23 protein-coding genes are annotated in these 22689 nt (G+C 75.0%); 6 read left to right on the plus strand and 17 right to left on the minus strand.

The window, feature by feature from the left end:
* The first annotated feature begins 58 nt into the window (after positions 1-58).
* Both JD78_RS14105 and JD78_RS14110 read left to right on the plus strand, forming a co-directional pair.
* Positions 59-865 (plus strand): PspC domain-containing protein, encoded by an 807-nt coding sequence (locus JD78_RS14105; protein WP_243731048.1) that lies wholly within the window; start codon positions 59-61, stop codon positions 863-865.
* On the plus strand, positions 858-1121 hold the full coding sequence (locus JD78_RS14110) for a hypothetical protein (RefSeq protein WP_153359913.1): 264 nt from the start codon (positions 858-860) through the stop codon (positions 1119-1121). The genes JD78_RS14105 and JD78_RS14110 overlap by 8 nt, the downstream gene beginning before the upstream one ends.
* A gap of 39 nt (positions 1122-1160) precedes the next feature.
* Here JD78_RS14110 and JD78_RS14115 read toward each other — a convergent pair whose 3' ends face one another.
* The 4 genes from JD78_RS14115 to guaB all read right to left on the minus strand — a co-directional run bounded on the left by JD78_RS14115 (position 1161) and on the right by guaB (position 6612).
* On the minus strand, positions 1161-2183 hold the full coding sequence (locus JD78_RS14115) for a sodium:calcium antiporter (RefSeq protein WP_228395127.1): 1023 nt from the start codon (positions 2181-2183) through the stop codon (positions 1161-1163).
* Positions 2184-2271: 88 nt separating this feature from the next.
* Positions 2272-3855 (minus strand): glutamine-hydrolyzing GMP synthase, encoded by a 1584-nt coding sequence (gene guaA / locus JD78_RS14120; RefSeq protein ID WP_153359911.1) that lies wholly within the window; start codon positions 3853-3855, stop codon positions 2272-2274.
* 8 nt (positions 3856-3863) lie between these two features.
* On the minus strand, positions 3864-5027 hold the full coding sequence (locus JD78_RS14125) for a GuaB3 family IMP dehydrogenase-related protein (protein ID WP_153359909.1): 1164 nt from the start codon (positions 5025-5027) through the stop codon (positions 3864-3866).
* 64 nt (positions 5028-5091) lie between these two features.
* Positions 5092-6612: an IMP dehydrogenase gene (gene guaB / locus JD78_RS14130; RefSeq protein WP_153359907.1), complete on the minus strand. Its 1521-nt coding sequence runs from the start codon at positions 6610-6612 to the stop codon at positions 5092-5094.
* Between the two features lie 184 nt (positions 6613-6796).
* Between guaB and JD78_RS14135 the strand changes: the two genes are divergently transcribed.
* The gene (locus tag JD78_RS14135; RefSeq protein WP_228395126.1) at positions 6797-7249 is read left to right on the plus strand and encodes a DUF5319 family protein; all 453 of its coding nucleotides are present in this window, start codon (positions 6797-6799) and stop codon (positions 7247-7249) included.
* A gap of 186 nt (positions 7250-7435) precedes the next feature.
* On the opposite strand, the gene JD78_RS14140 is transcribed toward JD78_RS14135, so the two are convergent.
* Complete coding sequence (locus JD78_RS14140) at positions 7436-8194, minus strand: response regulator transcription factor (RefSeq protein WP_153359947.1); 759 nt, start codon at positions 8192-8194, stop codon at positions 7436-7438.
* A 382-nt stretch (positions 8195-8576) separates the two neighbouring features.
* Between JD78_RS14140 and JD78_RS14145 the strand changes: the two genes are divergently transcribed.
* Entirely contained in the window at positions 8577-8876 is a 300-nt protein-coding gene (locus tag JD78_RS14145) for a WhiB family transcriptional regulator (RefSeq protein WP_153359905.1), read from the plus strand.
* Between the two features lie 142 nt (positions 8877-9018).
* On the opposite strand, the gene groL is transcribed toward JD78_RS14145, so the two are convergent.
* On the minus strand, positions 9019-10659 hold the full coding sequence (groL, locus tag JD78_RS14150; RefSeq protein WP_153359903.1) for a chaperonin GroEL: 1641 nt from the start codon (positions 10657-10659) through the stop codon (positions 9019-9021).
* A gap of 136 nt (positions 10660-10795) precedes the next feature.
* Positions 10796-11104: a co-chaperone GroES gene (gene groES, locus JD78_RS14155; RefSeq protein WP_036334331.1), complete on the minus strand. Its 309-nt coding sequence runs from the start codon at positions 11102-11104 to the stop codon at positions 10796-10798.
* A 199-nt stretch (positions 11105-11303) separates the two neighbouring features.
* On the opposite strand from groES, the gene JD78_RS14160 reads away from it, so the two are divergent.
* Entirely contained in the window at positions 11304-12590 is a 1287-nt protein-coding gene (locus tag JD78_RS14160) for a class I SAM-dependent methyltransferase (protein ID WP_153359901.1), read from the plus strand.
* Positions 12591-12795: 205 nt separating this feature from the next.
* Positions 12796-13248 (plus strand): hypothetical protein, encoded by a 453-nt coding sequence (locus tag JD78_RS14165; protein ID WP_153359899.1) that lies wholly within the window; start codon positions 12796-12798, stop codon positions 13246-13248.
* A 29-nt stretch (positions 13249-13277) separates the two neighbouring features.
* On the opposite strand, the gene tsaD is transcribed toward JD78_RS14165, so the two are convergent.
* From tsaD to glmS, 10 genes are all read right to left on the minus strand, one after another.
* Positions 13278-14312: a tRNA (adenosine(37)-N6)-threonylcarbamoyltransferase complex transferase subunit TsaD gene (gene tsaD / locus JD78_RS14170; protein WP_153359897.1), complete on the minus strand. Its 1035-nt coding sequence runs from the start codon at positions 14310-14312 to the stop codon at positions 13278-13280.
* Complete coding sequence (rimI, locus tag JD78_RS14175) at positions 14309-14761, minus strand: ribosomal protein S18-alanine N-acetyltransferase (RefSeq protein ID WP_228395125.1); 453 nt, start codon at positions 14759-14761, stop codon at positions 14309-14311. The genes tsaD and rimI overlap by 4 nt, the downstream gene beginning before the upstream one ends.
* A complete protein-coding gene (gene tsaB / locus JD78_RS14180) occupies positions 14758-15387 on the minus strand; it encodes a tRNA (adenosine(37)-N6)-threonylcarbamoyltransferase complex dimerization subunit type 1 TsaB (RefSeq protein WP_153359896.1) in 630 nt (209 codons plus the stop codon). The genes rimI and tsaB overlap by 4 nt, the downstream gene beginning before the upstream one ends.
* Positions 15388-15412: 25 nt before the next feature.
* Positions 15413-15865 (minus strand): tRNA (adenosine(37)-N6)-threonylcarbamoyltransferase complex ATPase subunit type 1 TsaE, encoded by a 453-nt coding sequence (gene tsaE, locus JD78_RS14185; protein WP_153359894.1) that lies wholly within the window; start codon positions 15863-15865, stop codon positions 15413-15415.
* Positions 15862-16443: a uracil-DNA glycosylase gene (locus tag JD78_RS14190; protein ID WP_228395124.1), complete on the minus strand. Its 582-nt coding sequence runs from the start codon at positions 16441-16443 to the stop codon at positions 15862-15864. Before JD78_RS14190 ends, tsaE begins: the two co-directional genes overlap by 4 nt.
* A gap of 104 nt (positions 16444-16547) precedes the next feature.
* Positions 16548-17735, minus strand: coding sequence for an alpha/beta fold hydrolase (locus JD78_RS14195; RefSeq protein ID WP_153359890.1), 1188 nt, complete (start codon positions 17733-17735; stop codon positions 16548-16550).
* Positions 17735-18898 carry an alanine racemase gene (gene alr / locus JD78_RS14200; protein WP_228395123.1) on the minus strand — a complete coding sequence of 388 codons (1164 nt, stop codon included), beginning with the start codon at positions 18896-18898 and terminating at the stop codon, positions 17735-17737. Before alr ends, JD78_RS14195 begins: the two co-directional genes overlap by 1 nt.
* A 26-nt stretch (positions 18899-18924) precedes the next feature.
* Positions 18925-20400, minus strand: coding sequence for an NAD(P)H-hydrate dehydratase (locus JD78_RS14205; protein WP_153359888.1), 1476 nt, complete (start codon positions 20398-20400; stop codon positions 18925-18927).
* The gene (locus JD78_RS14210) at positions 20397-20771 is read right to left on the minus strand and encodes a holo-ACP synthase (RefSeq protein ID WP_153359886.1); all 375 of its coding nucleotides are present in this window, start codon (positions 20769-20771) and stop codon (positions 20397-20399) included. Before JD78_RS14210 ends, JD78_RS14205 begins: the two co-directional genes overlap by 4 nt.
* 42 nt (positions 20772-20813) lie before the next feature.
* On the minus strand, positions 20814-22676 hold the full coding sequence (glmS, locus tag JD78_RS14215) for a glutamine--fructose-6-phosphate transaminase (isomerizing) (RefSeq protein ID WP_153359884.1): 1863 nt from the start codon (positions 22674-22676) through the stop codon (positions 20814-20816).
* Between the last annotated feature and the right edge of the window lie 13 nt (positions 22677-22689).

The following is a 22689-nucleotide window of genomic DNA, read 5'->3' on the forward strand; positions in this document are numbered from 1 at the left end:
GCCGACCCCGCCCGGGCCGGCGCCCCGCCCGCAGCTGCGCCGCAGCCGCACCGACAAGGTGATCGGCGGCGTCGCCGGCGGTCTGGCCGACTACACCGGCGTCGACGCCCTGCTCTGGCGGGTCGGCGCGATCGCGCTCACCCTGGCCGGCGGCAGCGGCATCGTGATCTACGTGCTGCTGTGGCTCCTCATGCCGGCGGCGCCCGCCGGCCAGCCCGGTGACCCGGCCGCGGCCCCGCAACGGCCGTCCGGCCCGCGCTCGCCGGTGCCCGGCGTGACCGTCGCGGCGCTGCTGATCGTCCTCGGGCTGGGCGTGCTGGTCACCCAGTTCACCGACCTGGACGTCGGCGCCCGGGGCTTCCTCGGCAGCGCCCTCCTGGTCGTGGGCGTCGGGCTCGTCGTCGGCGCGGTGACCGGGGTCGGACGCGGCGCCAAGGGGGGCCTCATCACCCTGGGGTTGCTGCTGTCGGCCGCGCTGCTGGCGGTGGCGACCGTCCAGCTGCCCAACGGGGAGGTGGGAGACCGCACCTACCGGCCGACCACCGCCGCCGCCGTGCAGTCGCAGTACGAGCACGGTGCCGGGAACCTCACGCTCGACCTCACCGAGATCGACCTCGCAGACGCCGACGGCCCCGTCCGCACGGGCGTGGACGCCGGGGTGGGCGACATCAACGTGCTGGTGCCGTTCTCGGCCGACGTCCAGGTGAGCGTGGACAGCGGCATCGGTGAGGTGGACCTGTTCGGCGACGTCGTCGACACCGGCTACTTCCCGGGGACCGGCGCGGACTGGAGTGACGACGACGAACCCGAGATCGTCCTCACGATCACCAACGGCATCGGGGACGTGGAGGTGTCCCGTGGCTGAGCACGACTCCCTCGGCCGGCAGCAGACCGAGGTCTTCCCCAGTGGGTCCTCGCCGACCGACCCGCCGCGCCGGCGGGACGTGGACACCACCGCCCTCGTCGCCGGGGTGTTCTTCATCGGTCTGGCCGTGCTGCTGATGACCGGGATCGACCTGCCGCTGGGCTGGTTCAACGACGGCTTCGCCTGGGTGCTGCTGATCGGCGCCGGGCTGGCGCTGCTGGTCAACGAACTGCGCCGAGCCCGCCGCCGACGTTGATCCGGGGCCCGGGGAGAGCGCCTGCTCCCCCGGGCCAGGTCAGCGGCTGATCACCGCGAGGGCGATCGTCGCCGCGTAGATGAGCGGCAGCAGGATCCCCTCGAAGCCGATGCCCTTCCGGTCCCGCATCACCAGTCCGGCGGTGAGCACGGTGGTGAGCAGGACCGTCCCGCCGAGCAGGACCAGGCTGACCGGCCCGGCGTCCCGGTAGATCGGCCCGTCCAGGTAGAAGGCGTCGGCCACGGCGATCATGAGGGTGTCGAAGGTGTTGCCGCCGATGATGTTGCCGACACCGAGGCTCAGCGCGCCCATCCGCACGGCGGTCAGCAGCACGACCAGCTCGGGCAGCGAGGTGACCGCCGTGGTGAGCGTGAACCCGACGATGCCGCTGGACAGCCCGGTGGCCTGCGCGACACCCAGGCCGGCCTGGCCGATCACCCAGCCGGCGACCCCGACCACCAGACCGAGCGACGCCAGCAGGGCCCACAGCCGCCGGGTGGAGCGGTCGCTCCCCTCCTCCTCCGGGTCCTGCTCCACGGTGGCCGAGGTGTGCGTCGGGATCCACATCGGGTGGTCGTCCATGCGCCGCAGCAGCACCAGGCCGTAGGCGTAGAGCACCGGGATCAGCAGGGTGAGCGGGTGGATCCAGCCCCACCGCAGGTCGGGGGTCGCGTAGGCCATCACCGGCACCGACAGCAGCGCCACGAGGATCAGCGACTGCAGCACGTTCTGCAGCGAGGCGGCGGAGTGCTCCAGGTTGGCGCGGCGATACACCAGGTCGGCGATCGCCAGCCAGACCGTCTGGATCGCGACACCGCCGATCGGGTTGGCCAGGCCGAACCCGGGATCCCCCTCCAGGGCGCCGGTCGCGGTGGCGACGATCCCCGGCAGGGAGGTGACCGCACCCAGCAGCAGCGCACCGCCGAGCGCGTCGCCCAGGCCGGTCCGATCGGCGAGCTCGTCGGCGACGCGGGTCAGCCGGACGCCGGCGAAGACGATCACCAGGGCCATGGCGGCGAGCGCGAGCGCGCTGGGCAGCAACGGCCACGTTCCGGCGATCACGCAGGGACCTCCTGAGGACGACGATCAAGACCGTCGACCACCTCACCACGGGAGACGGTCACCCGCAGGTCGGGTGACCGTCCGCCCGCTACTCCCACTCGATCGTGCCCGGGGGCTTGCTCGTGACGTCGAGCACGACCCGGTTCACCTCGGCGACCTCGTTGGTGATCCGGGTGGAGATCTTCGCCAGCACGTCGTAGGGCAACCGGGTCCAGTCCGCGGTCATGGCGTCCTCGCTGGACACCGGGCGCAGCACCACCGGGTGGCCGTAGGTGCGCCCGTCGCCCTGCACGCCCACCGAGCGGACGTCGGCCAGCAGCACCACCGGGCACTGCCAGATCTCGGTGTCCAGCGATGCTGCGGTCAGCTCCTCGCGGGCGATCGCGTCGGCCTGGCGCAGCACGTCCAGCCGCTCCCGGGTGACCTCGCCGATGATCCGGATGCCCAGCCCCGGGCCGGGGAACGGCTGGCGCTGCACCAGGGTGTCGGGCAGGCCCAACTGGCGACCGACCTCGCGCACCTCGTCCTTGAACAGCGTGCGCAGCGGCTCGACCAGGGTGAAGGTGAGGTCCTCGGGCAGCCCGCCGACGTTGTGGTGGCTCTTGATGTTCGCCGTACCGGTGCCGCCTCCGGACTCCACGACGTCGGGGTAGAGCGTGCCCTGCACGAGGAAGTCGACGGTCTCGCCGTGCTCCTTGGCGTCGGCGATCACGTCGAGGGCGGCCTGCTCGAAGACCCGGATGAACTCCCGGCCGATGATCTTCCGCTTGGTCTCCGGGTCGCTCACCCCGGCCAGCGCGGTGAGGAACTGCTCGCTGGCGTCGACGACCCGCAGGTCGGCGCCGGTGACCGCGACGAAGTCCCGCTCGATCTGCTCGGTCTCGCCCTCGCGCATCAGGCCGTGGTCGACGTAGACGCAGGTCAGCCGGTCGCCGATGGCCCGCTGGACCAGCGCCGCCGCCACCGCGGAGTCGACCCCGCCGGAGAGCCCGCAGATGGCCCGCCGGTCGCCGATCTGCTCGCGGATCAGCGCGACCTGCTCGTCGACGACGTTGGCCATCGTCCAGCTGGGCGTGAGGCCGGCGATGTCGAACAGGAAGTGCTCGAGCACCGTCTGCCCGTGGGCGGTGTGCTTCACCTCGGGGTGGAACTGCACGCCGGCCAGCCGCCGGTCGACGTCCTCGAACGCCGCGACCGGGGCGCCGCTCGAGGTGGCGGTGACGGTGAACCCGGGCGGAGCCGCGCTGACCGCGTCGCCGTGGCTCATCCAGACCGACTGCTCGTTCGGCACGGCGCCGAAGAGCCGGCCGGGCGTGGTGACCGTCAGGGGGGTGCCGCCGTACTCCCGGTCACCGGTGCGGGCGACGGTGCCGCCCAGGCTCGCCGCCATCGCCTGGAAGCCGTAGCAGATGCCGAAGGCCGGCACCCCGGCCTCGAAGACCGCCGGGTCGACCTGCGGCGCACCCTCGGCGTAGACGCTGGACGGGCCACCGGAGAGCACGATCGCCGCCGGCTTGCGGGCCAGCAGCTCCTCGACCGGGACGTCGGAGCCCACGAGCTCGGAGTAGACGCCGGCCTCACGGATCCGGCGCGCGATCAGCTGCGCGTACTGCGCGCCGAAGTCGATGACCAGGACGGTCGGGAAGTCCATGTGCGACGCACCGCTGCTCATCGTCGCCCTCAGCCGGCCAGGTGGCCGGCGGCGTCGTCGCGCCCGCCGCCGAGGACGAGGTCGACCCGCTGGAACTCCTTGAGGTCCCGGTAGCCGGTCTTGGCCATCGTCCGCCGCAGCGCGCCGAAGAGGTTGGTGCGCCCGTCGGCGGCCTCGGCCGGTCCGAGCAGCAGCTGCTCGAGCGTGCCGCGCGGCTCGGCCACGCCGGAGGTACCGCCCCGGGGCAGCCGCGGGTGCGCGGCCACCGAGTCCCACCACACGCCGCCGGCCGGCGCCTCGCTCGCCGCACGCAGCGGCTCGCCCAGCTGGACGGCGTCGGCGCCGCAGGCCAGCGCGCGGGCGATCGCCCCGCTGGTCTCGATCCGGCCGTTGGCGATCACGTGCACGTACCGGCCACCGGTCTCGTCCAGGTAGTCGCGGCGGGCCGCGGCGGCGTCGGCGATCGCGCTGGCCAGCGGCACCCGGATGCCCATGACGGCGTCGGCGGTGGACCAGCTGTCGGCACCCACGCCGACGATCACGCCGGCGGCGCCGGTGCGCATCAGGTGCAGCGCGGTCTGGTAGTCGGCCGCGCCGCCGACGATCACCGGGACGTCGAGGTCGGCGATGAAGTCCTTGAGGTTCAGCGCCTCCCCCGCCGTCGTCACGTGCTCGGCGGAGACGATCGTCCCCTGGATGACCAGCAGGTCCACCCCCGCGGCGAGGATCGCCGGCGCGAGCTGCAGCGTGTGCTGCGGCGAGACCCGCACCGCCGTCGTCACCCCGGAGTCACGCAGCTCCTTGACCCGGGCGGAGACCAGGTCGGGCTTCACCGGCTCGGCGTAGACCTCCTGCAGCAGCGCGGTCGGCGGCCCGCTGTCGGGGCCGGCGGCGTCCCGCAGCCGGCGGTAGACGTCGGTGGGGTCGTCGTAGCGGGTCCACAGCCCCTCCGCGTTGAGCACCCCGAGCCCGCCGGCCTGGCCGATGGCGATCGCGGTGGCCGGGCTGACCACGGCGTCGCTGGGGCTGGTGACCAGCGGCATCTCGAACCGGAAGGCGTCGATCTGCCAGGCGGTGGAGACGTCGTCGTGGTCGCGGGTGCGCCGCGAGGGGACGATCGACACCTCGTCCAGGTCGTAGCCCCGGCGGGCGAAGCGGTTCAGGCCGATCTCGACGTTGTCGCGTACTGGCATGGGGTCAGCGGCCTCGGTGGTTGGGGGCTACGGCGTTCTCACGGATGGCGCGGGTGCGCACCGTTCACCGGCCTCGGTAGTTGGGTGCTTCGACGGTCATCTGAATATCGTGCGGGTGGCTCTCGGTCAGGCCGGCGGAGGTGATCCGGGTCAGCTGGCCGTGCTCCTGCAGGTCGGCGATGGTGGCTGCACCGGCGTAGCCCATGCCGGCGCGGAGCCCGCCCACCAGCTGGTGGGCGACCCCGGACAGCGGTCCACGGTAGGGGACCTGGCCCTCGATGCCCTCGGGGACGAGCTTGTCGTCGGAGAGGACGTCGTCGGCGAAGTACCGGTCGCGGCTGAAGGACTGGTTGCCGCGCTTCTGCATCGCGCCCAGCGACCCCATGCCGCGGTAGGTCTTGTACTGCTTGCCGTTCATGAAGACCAGCTCGCCCGGTGCCTCCTCGACGCCGGCGAACAGGCCGCCGATCATCACGGTGTCGGCGCCGGCGACGAGCGCCTTGGCGATGTCGCCGGAGTACTGCAGGCCGCCGTCGGCGATGACCGGGACACCGGCCGGGCGCGCGGCGAGCGCGGCCTCGTAGATCGCGGTGACCTGCGGGACGCCCACGCCGGCCACCACCCGGGTCGTGCAGATCGAGCCGGGGCCGACGCCGACCTTGACCGCGTCCACGCCGGCGTCGATGAGCGCCTGGGCGCCGGCCCGGGTGGCGATGTTGCCGCCGACGACCTGCACGCCGTGCCCGACGTTCGCGAAGTCCTTCTTCACCCGGGCGACCATCTCCAGCACCGCGCGCTGGTGCCCGTGCGCGGTGTCGACGACGAGCACGTCGACCCCGGCGTCCACCAGCAGGCCGGCGCGCTTGTAGGCGTCCTCGCCGACGCCGAGCGCCGCGCCGACCGACAGCCGGCCGTCGACGTCCTTGGTCGCGTGGGGGTACTGGTCGCGCTTGACGAAGTCCTTGACGGTGATCAGCCCGCGCAGCCGGCCGGCGGCGTCGACCAGCGGCAGCTTCTCGATCTTGTGCTGCTTGAGCAGCGCCAGCGCCTCGTCCGGGTCGACGCCGACGGGCGCGGTGACCAGCGGCATCGGCGTCATCACGTCGCGGACGAGCCGGTGCTGGTCAGTCTCGAAGCGCATGTCCCGGTTGGTGACCATGCCGACCAGCACGCCGTCGGCGTCGACCACGGGGGCGCCGGAGATCCGGTACCGGCCCGAGAGGGCGTCGACCTCGGCCAGGGTGTTCTCCGGGAGGCAGGTGACCGGGTTGGTGACCATGCCGGCCTCGGAGCGCTTCACCAGGTCGACCTGGCCGGCCTGGTCCTCGGCGGCGAGGTTGCGGTGCAGGATGCCGATGCCCCCGGCGCGGGCCATGGCGATCGCCATCCGCGACTCGGTCACGGTGTCCATCGCGGAGGAGACCAGCGGGATGGCCAGCCGGATGCCGCGGGTCAGCCGGGTGCTGGTGTCGACGTCGGTGGGGACGATGTCCGAGGGCCCGGGGACGAGGAGGACGTCGTCGTAGGTCAGCCCCAGCGGAGCGAACTTGGCCGGCAGTTCGGGACGGTGCTCATCGGGCTGCACGTGTCGCCACCCTCTCGGAGTTGGTGGTGGAGCGCCGCCGACGGCGCAGGGGGACCACGTCGATCGTAGGCGGAGGCCCCAGGCACACCGATCCCCCGTTACCGTGGTCCGTCGGACGCCGCCCCCGCTGGTCACCAGCGGGTACCGGCCCGGCGACGGCAGCAGGTACCGGCGAGGAGGACACGTGGACGCGTGGGACGACGCAGCTGACGGGTTCGCCGACCGCGACCGTGACTTCAGCGGTGACTTCGGCGGGGAGTTCGGGCGCGACCCCGACGGCGGGCCGGGGCACCCGCCGCTGACCATGGAGGAGCGGGCGGGGGTGCTCGACGACCTCGCCGAGCTGGAGGTCTTCCGCACCCTGCTGGAGCCCACCGGCGTCAAGGGCATCGTGGTGGACTGCCCCGACTGCCAGGAGGAGCACCACGTCGACTGGGCGCTGATGCAGGCCAACCTCCGCCAGCTGCTCGACGAGGGGCAGACCGGCCGGCACGAGCCGCCCTTCGACCCGGACCCGGACGACTACGTCAGCTGGGACTACGCCAGCGGCTACGCCGACGGGATCGCGGCGCTCGCCGAGCGCGAGGAGCCGACCGGCCGCCACGGCACCGGCGGCCGGCACGCCCGCGAGGAATAGCGGGACGCAGCAGTGTGGTGACCGGGAGCCGGTCACCACACTGCTGCTACGGATCTCCGTCCGTCAGGACGTCGCTGGTCCGGTGGCGGGCCCGGAGGGTCCCCGCCGGAACGGCGGGAACGGCTCAGCGGCCGCAGGGGACGGCTCGTGGCCGCGGTGCGATCCGGAGGATCGCGATGTCACTCGTCAACTCATCATGCCGCGGCGGAAGCCGGTGGCCACCGCCTCGGCGCGGTCCTTGGCGCCCAGCTTGCGGAACAGCCGCCGGGCGTGGGTCTTGATGGTGTCCTCGGACAGGTAGAGCTCCCGGCCGATCTGGGCGTTGCTCTTGCCCTGGCTCATGCCGGTGAGCACCTGCATCTCCCGCATCGACAGCGCGACGGCGGGGGTCTCGGGGACCGTCGAGCGGACGGTCGTGGGGGCCAGCCCGGCCAGCGGGGTCGCCCCGCCCCAGGACGGCCCGGACGACGGGCCACCGGCGCCGGCCATCACCTGGTGCGCCGAGCGGGGCGCAGGGGCCAGCGACGGCGGGCGGCCGGGCTCGTTGCGCATGCCGGTCCGGGAGAGCCCCAGGCCGAGCTCCAGCGGGCTGGCGTCCCACCGGAGGTACCCGCGGGCACCGGCGGCCACCGCGGCCCGCACGGAGTCCGCGTCGTCGGGGGCGCCGAGCACCAGCACGCGCAGCGCGGGGTGCGAGCGCAGCACCTGGGTGGCGACCGAGAGGCCGCTGTCGGTGGCCCGCTGGGTGCCGACGAGCAGGACGTCGGGCAGCCGGTTGTCCAGCCGCGCCATCAGCGAGGCCGGGTCACCGACCGCCTCGACCCGGCTGACGAACGGCAGGGCGAGGAGCCGGGCGGCGACCTCGTCGCGCACCCGTCGGCGCTCGTCGAACACCCAGACCACGGCACCTGCGCTCCCGTTGCTGCGCATCCTGTCCTCGATCACCGCGTGCTCCCGTTCTGCGCCGGCGGGGAGCCGGTGCGTACCGGTCCGGGCGAGCGCCCGGCCGATGGTCGGGAACGGGGTGCGCCCCGCTCCCGGGGGCGCCGCCACCTCCGACCCCCGGACGGGTGTCGGGGTGTCCCCCACCCCGGTGGTCGGCACTCCCTGTCACCACCTTGATCGCCCGGGTGACGGGGCAACAGCGCCCGTCACCCCCGGGGGTGAGAGCCGGGCGGACGGCGGCCATCGGCGACGACGCGATGCACATCCCGGCAGATCTCGCACGACGAAACGTGATCAGCGGTGTTTGCCGCCTGCTGCGCGGGGGCACCCGCTGCTCCGTGACCGGGCAGACCCCCCGGTGCATCCGAGCCGAGGAGGTCCAATGGCCGACATCCGCCGACTGCCCAACCCCGTCGCCGAGGTCTGGGACTGGCAGTTGCACGGCGCCTGCCGGGGAGAGAGCACGTCGCTGTTCTTCCACCCGGACGGTGAGCGCGGCCCGGCGCGTGCGCGCCGTCAGGCCGCCGCCAAGGCCGTCTGCGGAACGTGCCCCGTGATCGACGCGTGCCTCAAGCACGCGCTCGCCGTCCGCGAGCCCTACGGGGTCTGGGGCGGCATGAGCGAGGAGGAGCGGGCCCGGCTGATCGCCGCCGAGCCCGCGGCCATCGCCGCCGGGGTCTGAGCACCGGGGTCTGCACCGCCGGGCGGGAGACCCCCCCGCCCACGAACGCCGAGAGGGCCGGTCCGACAGCACGTCGGACCGGCCCTCTCGGCGTTCACCGGGACCGCCGGCCGGGACTCGTCTCCCGGCCGGCGGCCCTTCGTCAGTGGCTGTGCCCGTGGCCGTGCGAGTGGCCGTGGGTGTGGTGGCCGCCGGCGGCGGCCTCCTCCTCGGCGGGCTTCTCCACGATCGCGGAGTCGGTGGTGAGCACCATCGCCGCGATGGAGGCGGCGTGACCCAGCGCGGCCTTGGTGACCTTGACCGGGTCGATGACGCCCTGGGCGGCCAGGTCGCCGTACTCGCCGGTCGCGGCGTTGAAGCCCTGACCGGCACCGGCCTCCCGCACCTTGCCGACGACGACAGGGCCCTCGAAGCCGGCGTTGGCGGCGATCAGCGACAGCGGGGCGTCGAGCGCCGTGCGCACCGACCGGGCGCCGGTGAGCTCGTCACCGTCGAGCTGCAGCCCGTCGATCGCGGTGGCGGCGTGCACCAGCGCGGAGCCACCACCGGGGACGACGCCCTCCTCCACCCCGGCGCGGGTGGCGGCGATGGCGTCCTCGATCCGGTGCTTCTTCTCCTTCATCTCGACCTCGGTGGCCGCACCGACCCGGATGACCGCGACGCCGCCGGCCAGCTTGGCCAGCCGCTCCTGGAGCTTCTCGCGGTCCCAGTCGGAGTCGGTCGCCTCGATCTCCTTGCGGATCTGGGCGACCCGGTCGGCGATGCCCTCGGAGGTGCCGCCGCCGTCGACCAGCGTGGTGTCGTCCTTGGTGACGGTGACCCGGCGGGCGGTGCCCAGCACCTCCAGGCCGACGCCGTCCAGGGACAGGCCGACGTCCTCGCTGACGACCTGGCCACCGGTGACGACGGCGAGGTCGGCCATGAACGCCTTGCGCCGGTCGCCGAAGAAGGGCGACTTCACCGCGACGACCTTGACGGTCTTGCGGATGGAGTTGACCACCAGGGTGGACAGCGCCTCGCCCTCGACGTCCTCGGCGACGATCAGCAGCGGGCGGCCGCCGGTCGAGAGCACCTTCTCCAGCAGCGGCAGCAGGTCGGCCAGCGCGCTGATCTTGCCCTGCACGAGGAGCACGAGGGCGTCCTCGAGGACGGCCTCCTGCTCCTCGGTGTCGGTGACGAAGTACGGCGACAGGTAGCCCTTGTCGAACTGGACGCCCTCGGTGACGTCGAGGTCGGTGGTCATGCCACTGGCCTCCTCGACGGTGATGACGCCGTCCTTGCCGACCCGCTCCATCGCCTCGCCGATCAGGTCGCCGACCGTGGCGTCCTGGGCGGAGATGGTGGCGACCTCGGCGATGGCGCCCCGGTCGTCGACCGGGATCGCGACCGCGTCCAGCGCCGCGTGCACGGCGTCGACGGCCGCGCGCATGCCGCGGCCCAGCGCCATCGGGTTGGCCCCGGCCGCGACGTTGCGCATGCCCTCGTGCACCAGCGCCTGGGCCAGCACGGTGGCGGTGGTGGTGCCGTCACCGGCGACGTCGTTGGTCTTGGTGGCGACGTTCTTCGCGAGCTGGGCGCCGAGGTTCTCGTAGGGGTCCTCGAGGTCGATCTCGCGGGCGATCGTGACGCCGTCGTTGGTGATCGTGGGGGCGCCGAAGCTCTTGTCGATCACCACGTTGCGGCCGCGGGGGCCGAGGGTGACCTTGACGGCGTCGGCGAGCTTGTCGACGCCGCGCTCGAGGGCGCGCCGGGCGTCCTCGTCGAACAGGATGATCTTGGCCATTGCCAGACCTCTCTCAGGGTGCTGCAGGGGAGAACCGGGCAGACGACGACCGCCCCGGGACCCGGTGTCTCGGGTCGCCGGGGCGGTGTCGTGCAGTGCGTGCGCGCTGTGGGTCAGTGCGCGGGGAGAGGTGAGGTCACTTCTCCACGACGGCGAGCAGGTCGCGCGCGGACAGCACGAGGTAGTCCTCGCCGCCGTAGCGCACCTCGGTGCCGCCGTACTTCGAGTAGATGACCACGTCGCCGACGTTCACGTCGAGCGGGACCCGGTTGCCGTTGTCGTCGACGCGGCCGGGGCCGACGGCGACGACGGTGCCCTCCTGGGGCTTCTCCTTGGCGGTGTCCGGGATGACCAGACCGGAGGCGGTGGTGGTCTCGGCCTCGTTGGCCTGGACGACCACGCGGTCCTCGAGCGGCTTGATGTTGACCTTGGTAGCGGTCGTCACGTCGTGACGCCCCCTTCGGTGTCGGACGGGTACTCGGGTAGGTGGTGCGGTGGTGCAGATGCTGTGGCACGGAGTCGCGGGAGCTGCCGTCGCGGGGGTCAGCCACCGGCCGTGTCGTTGGCACTCTACCCACGTGAGTGCCAGCCACTCAACCGGGTCGCCCGCCCGGGCGACAGGGCCGTGGGCCAGGCTGGTGGCCGTGTCCAGCACGCACCCGGCGGCCGAGTCCGGCGACCCGTCCGGCGATGAGGCCACCGAGACGGTGCGCCAGCTCCGCGACGTCGCCACCCCGGCCGGAGCCGCGGCCCTGGACCGGGCCGCCGCCCTGCTGGCCGAGGGGGTCGACGCCGTCGCCGCGCTGACCCGGTTGCGCGCCGAGGTGGGCGTGGACCTGGCCGGTCCGGCCTGGGGGTTCGCTCGCCAGCGTGCCCGCGCCCGGGCCGTCTTCGGCGCCGACGCCGACCGGCTGCTGTTCACCGGCGACACCCTGGAGCAGGCCGGCCGCCCGGTGCTGGCCACCCGGAGGGCGCACCGGCTGCTCGCCGGCGGGGCCACCGCCGTCGCCGACCTGGGCTGCGCCGCCGGCACCGACACGATCGCGCTGGCCCGGGCAGGCGCCCGGGTGGTCGCCGTCGACCGGGACCCGGTCGCCCGGGAGCTCACCGCGTTCAACACCGCGGCGCTGGGGCTGGCCGACCGCGTGCAGGTGCGTGCCGCCGACGTCGTCGACCTGGTGGCCGCGATCCCCGATGGCCCGGCGACCGGCGGACGGGTGGCCGGGTGCGCCGCCGCCTTGCTGGACCCGGCACGGCGGGCCGGCGGACGGCGGCTGCTGGACCCCGACCGCTGGTCACCCCCCTGGTCGACGGTGTCCCGGCTGCTCGACGTGCTGCCCACCTGCGTGGTGAAGGTGGCGCCGGGGCTCGACCACGACCGGGTGCCACCGGGGGTCGAGGCCGAGTGGGTCTCCGCCGGCGGGTCGATCGTCGAGGCGCTGCTGTGGGGCCGCGGGGTGTCGGCCGCGTGGCGTCGCGCCGCCCAGCTGCGGCCCGACGGCTCGGTGGCCGAGCTGACCGCCGACGCCGACCCCGGGCTCGCCCCGGTGGCCGGGGTGCGCGCCTGGCTGCACGAGCCGGACCCGGCGGTGATCCGCTCCGGCCTCGTCGCCCTGGTCGCCGAGCAGCTGGACGGCAGCCTCGTGGACCCGACGATCGCCTACCTCACCTCCGACGCGGCAGCCGACTCCCCCTGGGTGTCGTCGTACCGGGTGGCCGAGGTGCTCCCGTTCAACCTCAAGAAGCTCAGGGCCCTGCTGCGCGCCCGCGGCGTCGGCCGGGTCACGGTGAAGAAGCGCGGTTCGGCGATCGAGCCCGAGACGCTGGCGCGGCAGCTGCGCGGCCCGGGCAGCGGGACGGCGGTCGTCGTCGTCACCCGGGTGGCCGGCGCCCCCACCGTCCTGGTCTGCGAGCCGGCTCAGGCCCGGTAGGCCAGCCGCAGCCCGCGCCAGTGCCGGTCGCGCGCCAGGATCGGCCGCGGTGAACCGGGTGGTGTGCTGCAGCGGGTCCGAGCCGCGCACCGGCCGGCAGTCGGTGTCGAACAGGTCGCCCAGGCTGACCGCCCCGCCGGCGAGGGCCTCCTCGAAACCGGGCGGCGGCCAGCTGCCGCACGTTGTCGGCGATGACGGTGAGCCCTTGCCGGCCGCGCCGGAGCGGGCGGGCTCGATCCGGGCGTCGAGCGCCAGCACATGGGTGCGCTCGGCGAAGGCGGTGCCCTGGGCGGCGGTGGCGGCGATCTCCGGCAGCGCGCTGCGGGTGGCGGCCAGCTCCCCGCCGACCGAGGCGACCCAACCGACCAGCGAGTGGATGGCGGCCGGCGATTCGCGCACCGCCTCCTGCGAACCGGCCGAAGGTCTCGGCCTGACCGGCCACCGCGCCGGAGAGGACGTCGACGCTGACGTCGACCAGCTCGATCGCCAGCCGTCCGGCGTCGTCGGCGACGCGGGCCACCACCGGGAGACGGCGTCGGGAGCCGGGCGACGGTGCAGCCTCATCCGCTGGACCACGGCCACCACTCCCGCCCGGGCCCGCGGGCCCGTCCGACGCACTCAGCTGCGGGGAGCATCGGCGTCGGCCGCTGGTACGTGAGCCGGGTCGTGCACCGGGGTTCGGGCGGGTCAGCGGCTGACGACCTCGATCGGCAGCGAGCTGTCCGCGCCCAGGTCGACCTGCGAGGCGGTGACCCCGGCCTCGACGAGCCGGGAGCCGAGCGCGGCCACCATCGCGCCGTTGTCGGTGCACAGCCGGCGGCTGGGCACCCGCAGCACGATGCCCGCCGCGTCGCAGCGCTCCTGGGCCAGGGCGCGCAGCCGCGAGTTGGCCGCGACTCCCCCGCCGATGACCAGGTGGTCGACGCCGTGGTCCCGACAGGCCCGCACCGCCTTCGCGGTGAGCACGTCGACCACCGCCTCCTGGAAGGCGGCGGCGACGTCGGCCACCGGCACCGGCTCACCGGCGCGCTCGCGGGCCTCCACCCAGCGGGCGACCGCCGTCTTCAGGCCGGAGAAGGAGAAGTCGTAGGCGGCGTCCCGCTGGCCGGTGAGGCCCCGCGGGAACGCGATTGACGCCGGGTCGCCGTCCCGGGCCGCGCGGTCGATCGGCGGGCCGCCGGGGAAGGGCAGCCCGAGCACCCGGGCCACCTTGTCGAACGCCTCGCCGGCGGCATCGTCGATGGTGCGGCCCAGCTCCTGCACGTCCTGGGTCAGGTCGGGCACCAGCAGCAGCGAGCTGTGCCCGCCGGAGACCAGCATCGCCAGCGACGGCTCGGCCAGCCGGCCGTGCTCGAGCTCGTCGACGGCGACGTGCGCGGCGAGGTGGTTGACCCCGTAGAGCGGCACGTCCAGGGCGAGCGCGTAGGCCTTGGCGGCCGCGACCCCGACCAGCAGCGCGCCGGTCAGGCCCGGTCCCGCCGTCACCGCGACGGCGTCGACGTCGTCCAGGGAGACCCCGGCGTCGGCCAGCGCCCGGTGCACCGTGGGGACCATCGCCTCCAGGTGCGCGCGGGAGGCGATCTCCGGGACGACGCCGCCGAAGCGCTCGTGCTCGGCCATGCTCGTGGCCAGCGCATCGGACAGCAGCGTCTGCCCGCGCACCAGGCCGATCCCGGTCTCGTCGCACGAGGTCTCGAACCCCAGCACCAGCGGCTGGCTCATGACCGCACCTCCCTGCTCATGACGACGGCGTCGGCCCCGCTGAGCGGGTAGTAGTGCGGCCGCCGGCCGATCTCGGCGAAGCCGCGGCGGGCGTAGAAGGCCTGGGTGGCCGCGTCGTCGGCGCGCACCTCCAGCAGCACCGGGGTGGGGCGCCGGTCGGCCTCGGCCAGCAGGGTGTCCAGCAGCAGCGCCCCGATCCCCTCCCCCTGCCGCGCGCCGGTGACCCCGATCGTGGCGATGTGCGCCTCGTCGGCGTAGGCGATCAGCCCGGCGTACCCGACCACGCGGTCGTCGGGGTCGACGGCGACCAGGTAGCGGCGGGTGCCGGGGCGGGCGAGCTCGTCGCGGTACATCCACTCGGTCCAGGTGTCCGGGGCGAAGAGCTCCTCCTCCAGCTCCATCACCCGGGGCAGGTCGGCGACGGTCATGGCGCGCAGCCGCACGCTCACTGGCTCACCGGCTTCCGGGTCACCGACGGCACGGCGTCGGGACGGCGGAGGTACAGCGGCTCCAGCGGTGCCGGCGGCCGACCGAAGAGCGGGGCGGCGGCGCGCAGCAACCCGGCGGTGGTCACCTCGGCGGCGGCGACGTCGCGGCCCAGCCGCTCGGCGAAGCGGACGTCGCCCACCACCGGGTCGGTGACCGGGGCGTCCTCGGGCCGGTCCACCCCGGGACCCGCCGTCCGCGCACCCGTCGCGTCGTAGGTGGCCCAGTGGACCTCCTTGCGCCGGGCGTCGGTGACCACCGAGCGGGCGCCGTCGCCGACGGCGTCCAGCGAGCAGACCCCGTGCACCGGCAGGCCCCGTGCGTCGCCGAGCGCCGCGGCGGTGACCACGCCGACGCGCAGCCCGGTGAACGGGCCCGGCCCCAGGCCGACGACGACCGCGTCCAGCTCGCGCATCGCGACCCCGGCCTCGGCGAGCACCTCGCGGACGGCGGGGGTGAGCAGCTCGGCGTGCCGGTTGCCCGAGGCGACGGCGCGCTCGGCGAGCACGGTGACGCCGTCGTCCGCCGTCGACCGGGCCAGACCGACGACGAGGGTCGGGGTGGCGGTGTCGAGCGCGAGGACCAGCACGACCGACGAGCGTAGTTCGCCGCGGTCAGCGCTCGGTGAGCCGCTGCTCCCAGCCGGGGCCCACCGGCACCAGCCGGGCGGTGCGCACGTCGTCGTCCCGCCGGTCCAGCTCGACGACGAGGTGCTCGTCGGCCAGCTGCTCGACCAGGCCGTGGCCCCACTCGACGACGGTGACCGCCTCGTCGGTGGTGGCGTCCAGGTCCAGGTCGTCGACGTCGGCCATGCCGGACAGCCGGTAGGCGTCGACGTGCACCAGCGGCACCCGGCCGCCGCGGTGCACCCGGGCCAGCACGAACGTCGGGGAGGTCACCGGGCCGCGCACGCCCAGCCCAGCGCCGATGCCCTGGGTGAGCGCGGTCTTGCCCGCGCCCAGCGGCCCGGCGAGCACCACCAGGTCACCGGCGCGCAGCAGCCCGGCCAGCTCGCGGCCGAAGGCCTGGGTGTCGGCGACGGTGCGCAGCTCGTGCTGGCGGTTCACAGCGCGCCCGCCACGGCGCGCAGGTCGGCGGCGAGGGCGGCGCGCGGGGCGCCGTTCGGGCCGAACCGGATCGCCGCCGACGGGTGGTAGGTGACCCAGACCGCGCGCCCGTCGACGTCGTGCGCCCGGCCGCGCACCTGACCGAGCACGGTGCGCGGGCCGAGGAACCACTTCGCCGAGGAGAGCCCCAGCGCCACCACCACCCGGGCGTCGAGCAGCTCCAGCTGGCGGCGCAGCCAGCCGCTGCACCGGGCCACCTCCGGGGCCTTCGGGGTGCGGTTGCCCGGCGGCCGGCACTTGACGATGTTGAGCACCGCCACCTCGGCCCGGGCGAGCCCGGCCTCGCCGAGCAGCTGGTCCAGCAACGCACCGCTCCGGCCGACGAACGGCCGGCCGGTCTCGTCCTCGGTGGCGCCCGGGGCCTCCCCCACGATCACCAGCCGCGGGCGGCCGCCGGTGGGCACGTCCCCGACGACGACGTGCTGCCGGGTGGCGGCGAGCTCCGGGCAGGCCACGCACGAGCGGGCGACCCCGGCCAGCGCCGCCCAGTCGGCGGCCGCGGCTGCGGTGCGGGCCACCTCGTCGGCGCCCGCGTCCGGACGGTGCGGTCGAGGTTCGGGCGGTCGAGGTGCGGGCGGTCGGGGGGCGGCCACGCCCGCACCCTATGACCGGGCCGGAGCGGTCACCCGCGGCGGGACCCTCGCTCGGCGTCCACCCGGCGCAGCAGCTCGGTCAGCGCGTCGGTGACCTGCTCGGGGTGCTCGAGGAGCACCAGGTGTCCCGCGTCCGGGACGACGACGAAGTCCGCGCCGTGCTCGTCGTGCCCCAGCTCCTGCACGATCAGCTCGCTGTGCGCGGAGGGGATCATCCGGTCGGTGTCGCCGGTGAGCACCAGCACGGGCACCCGGCGCAGCGGCTCGATGGCCCCGCTCTGGTCCAGCCGCACCAGGGCCGGGTAGAACTCCGCGATCACGTCGACCGGGGTGCCGGCGATCATCGCGTCCACGTAGTGGCCCAGCTCCGGGGGGACGTCGGTGGAGGAGAACGACAGCGCACGGGTCGCCGCGGAGACGACGTCCTGGGCCAGCCGGCGGGTGTGCTCGGCGATGCCCGGGCGGCGGCGCGCGGTCCAGGCGGCCACGGGCAGCACCGCGGCCCGCACCCGGGTGAGCAGGTGCGGCAGCCCGAAGTCCAGCTGGCCGAGGTTGCCGCTGGAGGTGGACACCAGCGCGGCACCCACCACCCGGTCACCGAAGAGCTCCGGGCGGCGCCGGGCGAACGCCAGCACGGACATCCCGCCCATCGAGTGGCCGACGAGCACCACCGGCCCGCGCGGCACCCGGGCGGTGAGCACCGCCTCCAGGTCCGCGCCGAGCTGCTCGATGGTGGCGTGCGCGGCGTCGCCCCGGCCGGAGGAGCCGTGGCCGCGCTGGTCGTAGAAGACCAGCCGGGCGGCCGGCCGGTGCCCGTTGGCGGTGGCCAGCCGTGCGCCGAGGTCGCGGCGCTGGAACGTCCAGGAGTGCATCGACAGCGCGTAGCCGTGCACGAAGACCACGGTCAGCGGCGCGTCGAGCGGGCCGACCTCCTCCACTGCCAGCCGGCAGCCGTCGTCGGCCTCGACCGTCGTCGTCCGGTCGGCCTCCCGCCGGCCCAGCCCGAGGGGGTCCTCCTCGCGCAGCTGCTGCCAGGTCTCCTGCTCGACGTCGGGGACCTGACCGGCCAGCCGCTCGGCGCGCACCCGGGCCGTCGCGGCCCGGGCGGCCGTGATCCCCACGGCCGTGCCCGCGGCGGCCAGCCCCAGCACCGCACCGACCAGGCCGACCGTGCGGCCGTTGGGCAGGTGCGGGCGGTGTCGTTCGGCGGCGGGCATCAGACCGCCCCGGCCGTGCCGACGTACCGGCGGGTGAACCGGCCGCCGACCCGGGTGACCAGCTCGTAGTGGATGGTGTCCAGGGCGTCGGCCCAGTCCTGCGCCGTCGGCTCGCCACCGTCTCCCGGGCCCCACAGGACGACGTGGTCGCCGGGGGCCACCGGGTCGTCACCGACGTCGAGCACGAACTGGTCCATGCACACCCGGCCGGCGATGGTGCGGTGCGCGCCCGCGGCCAGCACCGGGGCGCGGTTGCCCGCGGCCCGCGGCACCCCGTCGGCGTACCCGACCGGGACCAGGGCGAGCGTCGTCTCCCCGGCGGTGGCGTAGGTGTGGCCGTAGGAGACGCCCGAGCCCGCGGGCACCCGCTTGGTCAGCGCGACCCGGGCGCGCACGGTCATCGCCGGGCGCAGCCCGTACTGCGCCGGGTCGCCGCCCAGCGGGTCCAGCCCGTAGACCGCGACGCCGGGCCGGACCATGTCGAACCACGTCCCCGGCAGCGCGATGGTCGCCGCGGAGTTCGCCAGGTGCCGGCGGGCGTCGGTGAGACCGGCCGCCCGGGCGAGCGCCACGGCCTCCTCGAAGACCGCCACCTGCCGGCCGATCGTCGGGTGCGTCGGGGCGTCGGCGTAGGCCAGGTGGCTCCACAGGCCCGTGACGGCGAGCTCGCCGTCGACCTGCGCGCGCGCCGCGGCCGCCACCAGCCCGGGCCAGGCCTCGGGGGTGGCGCCCTCCCGGGACAGCCCGGTGTCGGCGAACAGCTGCACCCGGGCGGTGCGGCCGGCGGCCCGGGCGGCGTCGACCACCTCCGCCAGCGCCCACTCGGCGTTGACCGAGAGCTCGACGTCGGCGGCCAGCGCGGCGGCGTAGTCCTCCCCCGGCGCGTGCTGCCAGGACAGCAGCGGTGCGGTGACGCCGGCCGCGCGCAGCGCGAGCGCCTCCTCCAGCACCGTCACCCCGAGGGCGTCGGCCCCGCCGGCGAGCGCGGCGCGGGCGGCCGGGACCAGCCCGTGGCCGTACCCGTCGGCCTTCACCACGGCCATCAGCGGCCGGCCGACCCGCTCGCGCAGCACCGCGGTGTTCGCCGCGATCGCGTCCAGGTCGACCAGCACCTCGGCCCGGCTCTCCCCGGCCCGCCGGGGGGTCTGCTGCACCGTCGTCACCGTTCCACTGTCCCAGGCGCGCCCGCTCAGGCGGGGGCACCGCCCCGGTACAGCCGGCCGACGGCCTCCGCCAGGTGGCGCACCAGGTCACCGGCGATCAGCGGCCCGTCGGCAGCGGCCAGCTGCCCGGCGCGGCCGTGCAGGTGGGCGGCGGCCGCGGCCGCCTCCACCGCGGGCAGCCCGGTGACCGGCGTCTGCGCCAGCACCGCACCGAGCACCCCGGACAGCACGTCGCCGGTGCCGGCGGTGGCCAGCCAGGGGGTGCCGGTGCCGTTGACGTACGTGGTCCCGTGCGCGTCGGCGATCACGGTCGCGTCGCCCTTGAGCAGGACCGTGCAGCCCAGCTCGGCCGCACCCCGACGCGCGGCGGCCATCCGGTCACCGCCGATCCCGGTCGACCCGCCCGCCCAGGTGAACAGGCGGGCGAACTCGCGGTCGTGCGGGGTGAGCACCGTCGGTGCGGTGCGGTCGCGGACGAGCTCCGGGGCGTCGGCGACCATCGTCAGCCCGTCGGCGTCCACCACGACCGGCAGGTCGGTGGCGAGCACCTCGGCGAGCACGCTGCGCGCGTCGTCGTCGGTGCCCATGCCCGGGCCCACCACCCAGGCCTGCACCCGGCCGGCGTCCCCGGGGCGGCCGGAGGTGACGATCGCCTCCGGCCAGGAGGCCCGGACGCCGTCGGCGGCGGTGCCGGCGTAGCGGACCAGCCCCGGACGGGTGCGCAGCGCGGCCCCCGTGCACAGCACGCCGGCGCCGGGGTAGGTGGCCGAGCCCGCGACGACGCCGACCACCCCGCCGCTGTACTTGTCGCTGTCCGGCGACGGCGGCTCGATCCGGGCCGCGGCGTCGGCGTCGGTCAGCTGCCGCGCGGCCGGGTCGCCCAGGTGCGGCCCCAGGCCGATGTCGACCAGGTGCACCTGCCCGGCGTGCCGGCGGCCCTCGCCGACGACCAGTCCGGGCTTCACCGCGCCGAAGGTGACCGTGTGCTGGGCGGGGAACACCTCCCCGGGCACCTCGCCGGTGTCCGCGGCCACCCCGCTGGGCAGGTCGACGGCGACGAGCAGCCCGGGCCCGGCGGCCGCCTGCCCGGCCAGGTCGGCGGCGGCCGGGCGCAGGCCGCCCGAGCCGCCGATGCCGACGATCCCGTCGAGGACCAGGTCGGCGCGGTCCAGCCCGCTGCGCGCGGGGTCGTCGGCGACCCGCCCCCCGGCCCGGCGGAACGCGGTCAGGCCCGACGCGTGGGCGCGCTCGGGGGCGAGCAGGACGGCGGTCACCTGCGCTCCCCGGCCGGCCAGCTGGGCCCCGGCGAACAGCGCGTCCCCGCCGTTGTCACCGGCACCGACGAGCAGCACCACCCGCAGCCCGTGCGCCCGGCCGGCCAGCCCCAGGCAGACCGTCGCCAGCCCGGTGGCGGCCCGCTGCATCAGCGTGCCGGGCGGCAACGTCGCCATCAGCGCACGCTCCGCCGTCCGCACCTGCTCGGCGGTGTGGAGCCCGATCACAGAACACCCTCGGCGATGACCACGGCAGAGGCGATGCCCCCGTCGTGGCTCAACGACACGTGCCAGTGGGTGACGCCCAGCTCCGCCGCCCGCCGGGCGACGGTGCCGCGCACCTCCAGGTGCGGCCGGCCCCGCTCCCCCACGACGACCTCCGCGTCGTGCCACTGCAGGTCGCCGGGGGCACCGAGCGCCTTGGCCAGCGCCTCCTTGGCGGCGAAGCGGGCGGCCAGCGACTCCCCGGTGCGCTCCGCGCCTGCGGGCGTGCGCTGCTCGGCGGCGGTGAACAGCCGGTCCCGGAGTGCCGGCGTCCGCTGCAAGGACGCGGCGAACCGCTCGACCGGGCACACGTCGATGCCGACCCCGATGATCACCGGGTCAGTCTGCCTGGCTGGACGGGCCCGGAGCCCGCCGCGTCATTCGACCGTGACGGACTTCGCCAGGTTGCGCGGCTGGTCGACGTCCAGACCCCGGGTGTCGGCGATCTCGCAGGCCAGCACCTGCAGCGGCACGGTGGTGACCACCGGAGCCAGCAGCGTCGGCGTGCGCGGCACCCGGATCAGGTGGTCGGCGTAGGGCAGCACGTCGTCGTCGCCCTCCTCGGCGACGACGATCGTCCGCGCACCGCGGGCGCGGACCTCCTGGATGTTGGAGACCACCTTGCCGTGCACCGACCCGCGGCTGCGCGGCGAGGGCACGACGACGACCACCGGCGTGCCCGGCCCGATCAGCGCGATCGACCCGTGCTTGAGCTCACCGGCGGCGAAGCCCTCGGCGTGGATGTAGGCCAGCTCCTTGAGCTTGAGCGCGCCCTCGAGCGCCACCGGGTACCCCACGTGCCGGCCGAGGAACAGCAACGTGTCCTCGGTGGCCAGCGACCGGGCCAGCTCGCGCACCGGCTCCATCCCGGCGAGCACCTGGGACACCGCAGCCGGCAGCTCCCGCAGGTCGTCGACGATGGAGGCGACCTCGTCGGCGTACTTCACCCCGCGGACCTGGGCGAGGAACAACCCGACCAGGTAGCAGGCGACCACCTGGGTCAGGAAGCCCTTGGTCGAGGCGACGGCGACCTCCGGCCCGGCGTGGGTGTAGAGGACGGCGTCGGACTCCCGCGGGATGGTCGAGCCGTTCGCGTTGCAGATGGCCAGCACCCGGGCCTTCTGATCGCGGGCGTGGCGCAGCGCCATGAGGGTGTCCATCGTCTCGCCGGACTGGCTGATGACGACGACGAGCGTCGAGCGGTCCAGCACCGGGTCGCGGTAGCGGAACTCACTGGCCAGCTCGACCTCGACCGGGATCCGGGTCCAGTGCTCGATGGCGTACTTGGCGATCAGGCCGGCGTGGTACGCGGTGCCGCAGGCGACGACGAACACCTTGTCGATGTCGCGCAGTTCCTGGTCGGAGAGGCGGACCTCGTCGAGCACCAGCTCGCCGTTCTCCCCGAGCCGGCCCAGCAGGGTGTCCGCGACCGCCTGCGGCTGCTCGGCGATCTCCTTGAGCATGAACCAGTCGTAGCCGCCCTTCTCGGCGGCCTCGGCGTCCCAGTCGACGTCGTAGGCGGTGGGCTCGACCGGCGCGCCGGCGAAGTCGGTGACCGTGACGCCGCGGGTGCGGTCGATCTCCACGACCTGGTCCTGGCCGAGCTCGAGCGCCCGGCGGGTGTGGCCGATGAAGGCCGCGACGTCGGAGCCGAGGAAGTACTCGCCGTCGCCGACGCCGACCACGAGCGGGCTGTTGCGCCGCGAGGCGACGAGGGTGTCGGGCTCCGCCGCGTGCCCGGCGACGAGGGTGAAGGCCCCCTCCAGTCGACGGCTGACCACGCGCATCGCCTCGGCGAGCCGCCCGGGGCCGGCGGGCAGGCCACGGTAGGTGGCGGCCAGCAGGTGGGCGACGACCTCGGTGTCGGTCTCGGAGGTGAACTCGACGCCGGTCGCCTCGATCTCGGCGCGCAGCGCGGCGAAGTTCTCGATGATGCCGTTGTGCACCACCGCGACGGTGCCGTCGGCGGAGACGTGCGGGTGCGCATTGCGGTCGGTCGGGCCGCCGTGGGTGGCCCAGCGGGTGTGGCCGAGGCCGATGGTGGCGGCGGGCAGCCCCTCCTCGGCGAGCTCCTTCTCCAGGTTGGCCAGCTTGCCGGCCTTCTTGGCGGTGCTCAGCCGCCCGTCGGCGACGACCGCGACCCCGGCCGAGTCGTAACCGCGGTACTCGAGCCGGCGGAGTCCGTCCAGGACCACGTCCAGCGAGTTCTGCGGTCCCACATACCCCACGATGCCGCACATTCCGCCGATGGTA

Origin of the sequence: Modestobacter roseus, assembly GCF_007994135.1 — a bacterium.
In the GTDB taxonomy this organism is placed as follows: Bacteria; Actinomycetota; Actinomycetes; order Mycobacteriales; family Geodermatophilaceae; genus Modestobacter; species Modestobacter roseus.

Excerpts from the sequence above, each read along its gene's own strand:
- JD78_RS14145 (WP_153359905.1), top strand. The coding sequence starts at position 8,577 with ATGGCCGACATCCGCCGACTGCCCAACCCCGTCGCCGAGGTCTGGGAC.
- guaA (WP_153359911.1), bottom strand. The coding sequence starts at position 3,855 with ATGAGCAGCGGTGCGTCGCACATGGACTTCCCGACCGTCCTGGTCATC.
- JD78_RS14195 (WP_153359890.1), bottom strand. The coding sequence starts at position 17,735 with ATGCCCGCCGCCGAACGACACCGCCCGCACCTGCCCAACGGCCGCACG.
- JD78_RS14125 (WP_153359909.1), bottom strand. The coding sequence starts at position 5,027 with ATGCCAGTACGCGACAACGTCGAGATCGGCCTGAACCGCTTCGCCCGC.
- groL (WP_153359903.1), bottom strand. The coding sequence starts at position 10,659 with ATGGCCAAGATCATCCTGTTCGACGAGGACGCCCGGCGCGCCCTCGAG.
- glmS (WP_153359884.1), bottom strand. The coding sequence starts at position 22,676 with ATGTGCGGCATCGTGGGGTATGTGGGACCGCAGAACTCGCTGGACGTG.
- tsaD (WP_153359897.1), bottom strand. The coding sequence starts at position 14,312 with ATGAGCCAGCCGCTGGTGCTGGGGTTCGAGACCTCGTGCGACGAGACC.